The sequence below is a fragment of the Mesorhizobium sp. M7A.F.Ca.ET.027.03.2.1 genome (genome assembly GCF_003999175.1).
Lineage (GTDB): Bacteria > Pseudomonadota > Alphaproteobacteria > Rhizobiales > Rhizobiaceae > Mesorhizobium.
In genome coordinates this window covers 1-9,146 of record NZ_RZOM01000118.1, presented here as the reverse complement: position 1 = coordinate 9,146, position 9,146 = coordinate 1, and the positions used below count along the sequence as shown (strand labels likewise).

The 9,146-nt window shown below is 62.4% G+C and carries 7 protein-coding genes and 1 pseudogene; 3 read left to right on the top strand and 5 right to left on the bottom strand.

The window, feature by feature from the left end; all coding sequences use genetic code 11:
- Positions 1-25: 25 nt before the first annotated feature.
- Positions 26-631: a TetR family transcriptional regulator gene (locus EN750_RS07945; RefSeq protein ID WP_027036073.1), complete on the bottom strand. Its 606-nt coding sequence runs from the start codon at positions 629-631 to the stop codon at positions 26-28.
- 187 nt (positions 632-818) lie between these two features.
- Complete coding sequence (locus tag EN750_RS07940; RefSeq protein ID WP_127396100.1) at positions 819-2,459, bottom strand: acyl-CoA synthetase; 1,641 nt, start codon at positions 2,457-2,459, stop codon at positions 819-821.
- Between the two features lie 191 nt (positions 2,460-2,650).
- Here EN750_RS07940 and EN750_RS07935 point away from each other — a divergent pair, with 191 nt between their 5' ends.
- The 3 genes from EN750_RS07935 to EN750_RS07925 all read left to right on the top strand — a co-directional run bounded on the left by EN750_RS07935 (position 2,651) and on the right by EN750_RS07925 (position 6,765).
- Positions 2,651-3,616, top strand: coding sequence for a sugar-binding transcriptional regulator (locus tag EN750_RS07935; protein WP_127396099.1), 966 nt, complete (start codon positions 2,651-2,653; stop codon positions 3,614-3,616).
- 90 nt (positions 3,617-3,706) lie between these two features.
- Positions 3,707-5,761, top strand: a complete 2,055-nt coding sequence (locus tag EN750_RS07930) for a bifunctional aldolase/short-chain dehydrogenase (protein ID WP_127396098.1) — start codon at positions 3,707-3,709, stop codon at positions 5,759-5,761.
- Positions 5,762-5,898: 137 nt separating this feature from the next.
- Positions 5,899-6,765 (top strand): alpha/beta hydrolase, encoded by an 867-nt coding sequence (locus tag EN750_RS07925; RefSeq protein WP_127396097.1) that lies wholly within the window; start codon positions 5,899-5,901, stop codon positions 6,763-6,765.
- Here EN750_RS07925 and EN750_RS07920 read toward each other — a convergent pair.
- The 3 genes and pseudogenes from EN750_RS07920 to EN750_RS07910 all read right to left on the bottom strand — a co-directional run.
- Entirely contained in the window at positions 6,751-7,596 is an 846-nt protein-coding gene (locus tag EN750_RS07920; protein ID WP_127396096.1) for an acyl-CoA thioester hydrolase/BAAT C-terminal domain-containing protein, read from the bottom strand. The two genes, EN750_RS07925 and EN750_RS07920, sit on opposite strands and share 15 nt — an antisense overlap.
- A 101-nt stretch (positions 7,597-7,697) precedes the next feature.
- Complete coding sequence (locus EN750_RS07915; protein WP_023808755.1) at positions 7,698-8,750, bottom strand: substrate-binding domain-containing protein; 1,053 nt, start codon at positions 8,748-8,750, stop codon at positions 7,698-7,700.
- A gap of 49 nt (positions 8,751-8,799) precedes the next feature.
- Positions 8,800-9,146, bottom strand: a pseudogene (locus EN750_RS07910) (ABC transporter permease); the annotation flags it as partial.

The window sequence follows — 9,146 nt, the reverse complement described above, 5'->3', positions numbered from 1 at the left end:
GTCGACTACCGGCTGGCGGGGGCTATTACTTCAGAGCTCTGATCGCATAGTCGATCAGATCGTCGGGCATCGCCCGGTTGGTCTTGGCAAGGCACTGCGCCACCATTTGCGGATGGCACAGGATGACGGTTGCGGCACCGAAGCAGCGCGACGCGGTCACCGGGTCCTGTTGTCTGAACTCACCGGCCTCGATGCCGTCGCGGATCACCTCCGCAAACAGGTCGTGGATGCTGTCGACATGCTTGTCGATCACACCCCAGTCCCGTTCGAGGGCGACGATGACCATCTCGTGGACCTTCTGGTCGTCGAGCATGACCTCCATCGTCATCTTGTATTGCGCATGCACGTAACGCCGAAGCCGCTCCTCGGCGCTGATCGGCAGGCGCGAAATCTCGTAGGCCATCTTGTAGCTGGCGCCGAGCATACGGCCGCAGACGGCCTGGTGGATTTCGACCTTGGAGGCGAAGAAACGGTAGATGTTGGCGGGCGACATGCCGAGCTCACGCGCGATGTCGGCGACATTGGTCTTGCCGTAGCCATAGTGCCGGAACAGGCGCTCGGCGCAATCGAGAATGCGCGTTACATTTTCCTGTCGGGCGGCTTCGGCGACTATGGTGGCGGCTTCGGACATGATCCTCTATCGATTTACGAGTGATGAATTTCGATTTTCGTCACTCGTAAATTGAAAAGAGCGACCTGTCAATGCGGATTCGGTGTACACGTACGAATGGTGACAGATGGTGACAGGGAACCGACGAAAGTCGCGGAGGATTTGCCTAATCGCAAAGGTCGTAACTGGAGGAGAGCAGCGACGAGGCTTAAGTCCCCCTCGCCATCTCGCGCAGCCGGAATTTCTGGATCTTGCCGGTCGAGGTCTTCGGGATTTCGGCGAAGATGACCGCCTTCGGCACCTTGAACCGGGCAAGCAGCGCGCGGCAGTGATCGATGATCTCGGCTTCGGTCGCGGCCTTGCCGGGCTTCAACTCGACATAGGCAACAGGCACCTCGCCCCATTTGTCGTCGGGCCTGGCGACGACGCCGCAAGAGGCAACCGACGGGTGCTTGTAGAGCGCGTCCTCGATCTCGATAGAGGAAATGTTCTCGCCACCGGAGATGATGATGTCCTTGGAGCGGTCCTTCAACTGGATGTAGCCATCGGGGTGCATGACGCCGAGATCGCCGGAGTGGAACCAGCCGCCGGCGAAGGCCTCGTCGCTCGCCTTGCGGTTCTTCAAATAGCCTTTCATGACGATGTTGCCGCGGAACATGACCTCGCCGATGGTCTCACCATCGGCCGGTGTGGTCCGCATCGTCTCGGGGTCCATGACGGTCAGGCCTTCGAGCGCCGCATAGCGCACGCCCTGCCGCGCCTTCCTGGCACTGCGCTCGCCCTTTTCGAGATCATCCCAGGCGCCATGCCATTCGTTGACGACCGCCGGACCATAGGTCTCGGTCAGGCCGTAGAGGTGGGTGACGGCAAAGCCGGCATCGGCCATCCCCGACAGCACCGCTTCCGGTGGCGGAGCTGCCGCGGTGTTGAAGGTGACAGTCTGCGGGAATTCGCGCTTGTCCTCCTCCCTGGCATTGATCAGCACCGACATGACGACCGGGGCGCCGCACAGATGGGTGACGCCGTGATCGGCAATCGCATCGTAGATCGGCTTCGGCCGCACCCAGCGCAGGCAGACATGGGTGCCGGCCTGGACAGCGAGCGTCCAGGGAAAGCACCAGCCATTGCAGTGGAACATCGGCAGCGTCCAGAGATAGACCGCGTGCTTGGCCATGCCCGCATGAATGGTGTTGGTGTAGGCCATCAGCGCGGCACCGCGATGGTGGTAGACGACGCCCTTCGGATTGCCTGTCGTTCCGGAAGTGTAGTTGAGCGAGATGGCGTCCCACTCGTCGTCGGGCATCGACCAGGCGAAATCCTCGGCGCCGCCTGCGACAAACGCCTCATAGTCCAGCGTGCCAACCCGCTCGCCCTTCGGATACGGCGCGTCGTCGGCGTATTCGGGATCGTCATAGTCGATGACCAGCGGCTTGACCTCGGTCAGTTCCAGGGCCTGCCTGACAACGCCGGAGAATTCGCGGTCCACGATCAGCACCTTGGTCTCGGCATGATCGAGTTGGAAGGCGATGACCGCGGCATCGAGGCGGGTGTTGAGCGAATGCAGCACCGCCTTGGTCATCGGCACGCCGAAATGCGCCTCCAGCATCGGCGGCGTGTTGGACAGCATGACGGTGACGGTGTCGCCCTTGCCGATGCCGCGCCTGTCGAGCGCGGAGGCAAGCTTCAGCGACCGATGCCAGAAAGTGCGATAGTCGATGCGCTGGCGGCCGTGAATGATGGCGACATGGTCGGGATAGGTCTTGGCCGCGCGCTCAAGATAGGTGAGCGGTGTCAGCGGTTGATGGTTGGCCGCGTTCTTGTCGAGATCCTGTTCGTAAGGACTGCCCATCCCATGCTCCCCCCGCGGTTTCTTTCAGACGTTCTAATCACAGGCTCGGGCCGCGTCACCACACACGATGCCACGAGAGAGCGCATTTGGCACAATGATGAACCAGATTCGGCGTAAGCGGGAGTATCGCATACCTCTGCCCAGTTTGACTTTTGTCGAGAGCCGTGAATAATGTCAGCCGAGGAGACGGCATGGCGATCCGACCGGCAGAACAACTCATCCACAAGGCCGCCTGGCTCTACTATGCCCATGGCCTGCGGCAGGACCAGGTGGCGAGCCAGCTTAACATTTCCCGTGCCTCGGTCGCCATGTATCTGCGCAAGGCGCGCGAGACCGGCATCGTCAACATCTCGACCTCGACCCAGCTTTTCACCGACGACGTGCTGGCGCGCAAGCTCGAGGATGCGTTGAGCCTCGACGCCGTCTGGATCGCGCCGGAGAATGATCATATTGCCGACCCATCGACGGAAATCGCCGTGCTGGCGGCGAGCGTCTTTCTCGAACTGGTCAAGAAGGGCGACCGCATCGGCGTCGCCTGGGGCCGCACCGTCTATATGATCGCCGACGTGATGTCCTATGCCGATCTACAGGATGTCACGGTGGTGCAGCTCTGCGGCAATCTCGGCGCGCCCTATTCCTATCGCCCCGACCAATGCACCATGGAAATCGCGCGGCGGCTCAACGCCAAGGGGCTCAATTTCTACGCGCCGCTGGTGCTGTCGACGGAAGAACTCGCGCGGGCGCTGCGTGCCGAGCCGGTGATCCGGGAACAATTGTCGGGTGTCAGCGAATGCGACCTGGCGTTATACTCGGTCGGCGCGGTCGACGCCGACAGCCATCTGGTCAAATGCGGCGCGCTGACGCCAAACGAAATGGCGGATTTGCGTAGCCAAGGCGCTGCCGGCGTGATTGCCGGGCAGATCATAGACGCCGAAGGCAAGGTGCTCGGCTGCGGTTATAACCGCCGGGTGATCTCCGCCGAACTTGCCTCGCTGCGCGCCATCACCAGGCGGTTGGTGGTGGTGCAGGAGGACAGCAAGTTCGAACCGCTGCTCGCGGCGATCGCCGGCGGCCTTTGCACGCATCTGGTGGTCGGCGCGCACATGGCGCAGCGGCTCCTGGACCATGCGGCTGCCACCATAGAAAAGGCCTCCTAGAAATCCTCCTCTCCGCTGCCGGCGCATTGTCATCAAAGCGTCGCGGCAATCCTGTTTCACCAACAAAGACAGCAACCGGACGAAGCGAACATGAAGAATTTGTGGAATGACGAAGCAGCCGAAAATCTCGTCGCAGACTACGCGAAAAAGGGTGTCGGCCGCGACCTGGCGCTGCGCGTCTACACGACCCGGCTGCTCGGCGGCGAACCACGGCTGGTCCTGCATGGCGGCGGCAACACCTCTTGCAAGACGACGGCAACCGACCTCGTCGGCGACCAGTGGGACGTGCTGTGCGTCAAGGGCAGCGGCTGGGATATGGGCGTCATCGAGCCGCAGGGCCTGCCGGCGGTCAAGCTCAAGCCGTTGCTCAAGGCGCGCGCGCTGAACAGGCTGGCCGACGAGGACATGGTTGCCCTGCAACGCGTCAACCTCATCGATCCGTCCTCGCCCAACCCGTCGGTCGAGACGCTGCTGCATGCCTTCCTGCCGCACAAATTCGTCGACCACACGCACTCGACCGCCATCCTCGCCATCGTCGACCAGGAGGACTCCAAACCTCTGGTGAAGACGGTTTTCGGCGCCAAGATGGGCTATGTGCCTTACATCATGCCCGGCTTCGACCTCGCCAAGGCGGCGGCCGACATCTTCGACGCCGACCCTGATGTCGAAGGCCTAATCCTGGACAAGCACGGCATTTTCACCTTCGGCGACGACGCCAAACAGGCCTACGACCGGATGATCCACTATGTGAATGTCGCCGAGGACTTCATTGCCGCAAGCGGCAAGCCGAAGGCGGCAAAGGCGGCCTTGCCGGCAAGCCTCGCGACACCGGCGTCCATCGCGCCGATGCTGCGTGGTGCGGTGGCGGTGGCGCGCGGCGAAGGCCGCTTCGACCGCATGGTCAGCGATTTCCGCACTTCGCCGGCAATTGTCGATTTCATCAATTCGGCCGAGATCGCCGACTATGCCGGACGCGGCGTGTCGACACCGGATCTGTCGATCCGCATCAAGACCGGCCCAATGGCGCTGCCGGCGCCCGATGCTGACAAGGCCGGCGACTACAAGGCGGTGATCAAGAGCCATGTCGACGCGTTCGCCAAGGATTATCGCGCCTATTTCGAAACCAATGATGCGCTCGACGACGTCAAGCGCATCATGCTCGACCAGATGCCGCGGCTGACGCTGGTGCCGGGCCTCGGCATGTTCGGCCATGGCCGCACGCTGAAGGACGCGAAGATCGCCTCGGACGTCGGCGAGATGTGGATCGAGGCGGTGCGCGGCGCCGAGGCGGTCGGCCGTTTCCACCCGCTCTCCAAGGCCGATCTGTTCCCGCTGGAATACTGGTCGCTGGAACAGGCCAAGCTCGCTTCCAACAAGCCGAAGCCACTGACTGGCCAGGTGGTGCTGATCACCGGCGGCGCCGGCGCGATCGGTGCAGCGACAGCCAAATTGTTCGCCGACAATGGCGCCCATGCCGTCGTCGTCGATCTCGACGCCGAAAAGGCTGCCGATGCGGCGAAGAAAGCCGGCAACAATTCGATCGGCGTCGCCGCCGACATCACCGACCCGGCGCAGGTGCGTGCCGCCTTCGACAGGGCAGTCGCCGTGTTCGGCGGTGTCGACATCCTGGTTTCCAATGCCGGCGCCGCCTGGGAAGCCCGCATCGGCGAGCTCGACGACGCACTCCTGCGCAAGAGTTTCGAGCTCAATTTCTTCGCCCACCAATCGGTGGCGCAGAATGCCGTGCGCATCATGCTCGAGCAGGGCACAGGCGGCGTGCTTTTGTTCAACACCTCCAAACAGGCGGTGAACCCCGGCCCGAAGTTCGGCGCCTATGGCGTGCCGAAGGCGGCGACACTGTTCCTGTCCAGGCAATACGCGCTTGACTATGGCGCGCATGGCATCCGCTCCAACGCCGTCAACGCCGACCGCATCCGCTCGGGGCTTCTGACCGACGCCATGATCGCCAGCCGCTCAGGCGCGCGCGGCGTGTCGGAGAAGGACTACATGTCCGGCAATCTGCTCGGCCAGGAAGTGACGGCGCAGGACGTGGCGCAGGCCTTCCTGCATCACGCGCTGGCCGACCGCACCACCGCCGATGTGACGACCGTCGACGGCGGTAATATCGCGGCAGCGTTGCGCTGACGTAGAGATCCGTCCAGACGAAAGGTGCGGTGCAACTCCGAAGCTTGCTCGAGAAGGGGCGGTTGGGAACTTTCGACCCGACCGGCCATTGAGATCGAGCAAGGTCAAGCAGCTAAATTGTTGCCGGGAGTTCCCTCATGCCAACCGATGACTGGTCCCTGCCCGAACGCTTTATTTTTTCGGGTCACCCGATCGCATGGGGAACGATCGGCGACGGGCCGCAGGCGGTCTTGCTTCATGGTACCCCGTTCTCGTCGGTGGAATGGCGGCGGATTGCAGCTTGGCTCGGGCAACGGCGCCGGATCTACTATTTCGACATGCTCGGCTACGGGCAATCCGCCAAGCCCGACGCGGACGTGTCGCGCGGCTTTCAAAACGAGTTGTTCGCGGCGCTCTACGCTCACTGGGAGCTGGAGTGGCCCGACATCGTGGCGCATGACTTCGGCGGCTCCGTCGCGTTGCGCGGCCACCTGCTCAACGGGCTCGATTATCGCTCTCTGGTGCTGATTGATCCGGTCGCGATCAGCCCTCAGGGATCGCCCTTGGTTCAAGCGGCAAAAGAACACGAGAAAGCGTTTGCCGGTCTGCCGGCCTATATCCATGAAGCCATGCTTCGCGCCTATATCGGCGGCTCTGTCGCGAACGCGTTGCGCGCGGACGAAATGCAGCTCTATCTGCAGCCATGGCTTGGAGACGAGGGACAGAAGGCTTTTTGGCGTCAGATCGCACAGATGGACGACAAGTACAGTCGAGAGGTCGAGTGGCGGTACGACGAGATACGTTGCCCTGTGACGATCCTGTGGGGTGAAGACGACGAGTGGATTCCGCTCGACGACGGGCGAGAACTGGCGCGCCGCATCCCCGGTGCGCCGTTCATCACAGTTCCAAATGCCAAACATCTCGTTCAGGAAGACGCGCCGGAGGCAATAATCTCGACTGTGCTCGACTTCTGGAACGACCAGCATCCTTCGGCCGCCGCGAAACCCCTGCTACAGCAACTCTAGAATGTGTTTCCAGGCCCTGGTTCCCAGCCTCGAATCAGCCTCGTCACTGCCGCCATGCTCATGCGACACCGAGCGCGGCGTGGTTTCCCCCGGCAAGAGAATACGGTGCCCCGCATCCGGCGATGAAACGAGGTGGGTGACCTTGCCGGCTTTGCCGCGCCGCCGGACAATCTCTTCCGCGAACCATAGGGAGGGCCACAGCGCATCGTCGCCACCCGCGACAAGCACAATCTCGGCCGATATCTTTTCCACGGGAATGGTCGCGGCATTCGCCTCCCGCTTGAAGGTTTTCATGCTGCGTTCGAATAACCCGCTGTAAGACACCAGACCATCCACCTGCTTGGGTGCCCAATCCGGATCTGTCGGCACGAATGGCAGGGGAATATCGTCGAGCGACCATGAGGATCGTTCAGGCCAGCTGAAGCCATCCCGGCCCGCGCCGATATTTCCCCAAACCACCGATGACGGGCTGATCGCGACCACAGCGTTGACACGCTGATCATGGACCGCTGCGCACAATGCGGCCTCGGCACCCTTGGATGTGCCGACATAGACGATGCGGTGGCATCCCGTTCCAATGAGATAGTCGGTCGCCGCAAAGAAGGTTTCGAGGGGAATTTCGCATATTCCAGGAGGCTGTCCCTCACCGCCAAACCATCGCAGGGCAAGGGCCGACGAACCCTGGTTTGCAAAGAGCCGTGCGCGCCCGACATCGATGCGGCCACTCGACCCACCCAACACCACGACACCGGTGGTGGCCTGCGGGCATCGAAACAAGGTTCCGGCGACGGCGCCGGACAGGTCTTCCTCGATTGCCGCCTGGACTTCCATATAAGCACCGTACCTTGGGCCGGAGCCTGGCGCCGGCTGCAGATATTCAGCAAAAAGGCCGCCTGCAGCAAGCGGCTGCAGGCGGCCTTCGATAGCGAAACCTACTTGGCGTTCGGGTTCGGCATCCAGGCCGGCATCGCGACATCGGCATGGGCGAACTGCGGCAGCTTGGCCGACAGGTCTTCCATGTTCTTGATGTCCTTGTCGATGAGGTCCTTCTGGGTGATCAGTGTCGGCGGCACGACGACGTTGTGGCCCGGATCTTCACCGGCCAGCAGCTGCGCCAGCGCACGCACCGAGACCTGGCCGACGACGGCCGGGTTGGTCGCGGCGGTCGCGGCCCAGGCGCTGTCGGGCTCACGCATCGCAGCGATATCGGACGTCGAGATATCGGCCGAATAGATCTTGATGCCCTTGTTCAAGCCCGCTTCGTCGACGGCGATCTTCACGCCCTTGGCGAATTCGTCATAGGGAGCGAACATCACCTTGATGTCGGGATGCGCCGTCAGCACCGAACGCGCCTGGTTGGCGACGGAGTTGGCGATCGGATTGTCGAGCGTGCCGAACATCGCGACTTCCTTGATGCCGGCATACTTCTTCTTGACGTCGACCCAGGTCTCGTTGCGGCGGTCGAGCGGCGCGATGCCGGCGACATAGACATAGCCGGCATTCCAGCTTTCGCCATTGTCCTTGACAGCCTGCTCGAGCGCGAGGCGCGCCAGGTCGCGGTCGGACTGTTCGATCTGCGGGATCTTGGGATTCTCGACATTGACGTCGAAGGCCACCACCTTGATGCCGGCGTCGACCGCACGCTGTGCGGCGTCCTTCATCGATTCCGTCAGGCCGTGCTGGATGATGATGCCCTGCACGCCAAGCGCGATGGCCTGATCGACCATGTCGGACTGAAGGGCGGCATCCTGGCGGCTGTCGAGGACACGCAGGTCGATGCCGAGCGCCTTCGACTGCGCCTCGACGCCCGAGAGATAGGCCTGGAAGAAGTCACCGGTCGAGAGATAGCGCACCAGCGCGATCTTCACGCCAGGCTTGTCGAAAGGCGCCGGCTTGTCCGCGGCAAAAGCCGGGACCTGCATCAGCATGGTTGCGCCGGCCAATCCGAGCGCCACCTTCCCCAGAAGTCTTCTTGTAATGCTCACTTTGTTTTCCTCCACTCTTGTTGAACCCAAATCCTGTTCCGGTCGAAAGCTACCTCCTGCCCCTGCCCGAAAGCGCAAAGGTGAAGACAAGGGCGACGACCAGAACCACGCCCTTGACGAAATCCTGCGTATAGTAAGGCGCGTTCATCATCGTCAGACCTTGCAGCAAGATGCCGACGAACAGCGCACCGATGGCAGTGCCGAAGGCGTTCGGCTTGGCGGCACCTAGCACCGCGTAGCCGATCAGTGCCGCGGCGACCGCATCGAGCAGCAGATTATTACCCGAGGCGATGTCGCCGCGTCCAAGCCGGGCAGCGAGCAAAATACCGCCGATCGAGGCAAAAACTCCTGAAATAACGTAGGCCCAGATCTTGTATGCCTTGACAGGCGCACCGG

Bases quoted from the DNA above. Each gene is read 5' to 3' on its own strand.
- EN750_RS07920 (WP_127396096.1), bottom strand. From the start codon at position 7,596: ATGGAAGTCCAGGCGGCAATCGAGGAAGACCTGTCCGGCGCCGTCGCC.
- EN750_RS07925 (WP_127396097.1), top strand. From the start codon at position 5,899: ATGCCAACCGATGACTGGTCCCTGCCCGAACGCTTTATTTTTTCGGGT.
- EN750_RS07940 (WP_127396100.1), bottom strand. From the start codon at position 2,459: ATGGGCAGTCCTTACGAACAGGATCTCGACAAGAACGCGGCCAACCAT.
- EN750_RS07945 (WP_027036073.1), bottom strand. From the start codon at position 631: ATGTCCGAAGCCGCCACCATAGTCGCCGAAGCCGCCCGACAGGAAAAT.
- EN750_RS07930 (WP_127396098.1), top strand. From the start codon at position 3,707: ATGAAGAATTTGTGGAATGACGAAGCAGCCGAAAATCTCGTCGCAGAC.
- EN750_RS07935 (WP_127396099.1), top strand. From the start codon at position 2,651: ATGGCGATCCGACCGGCAGAACAACTCATCCACAAGGCCGCCTGGCTC.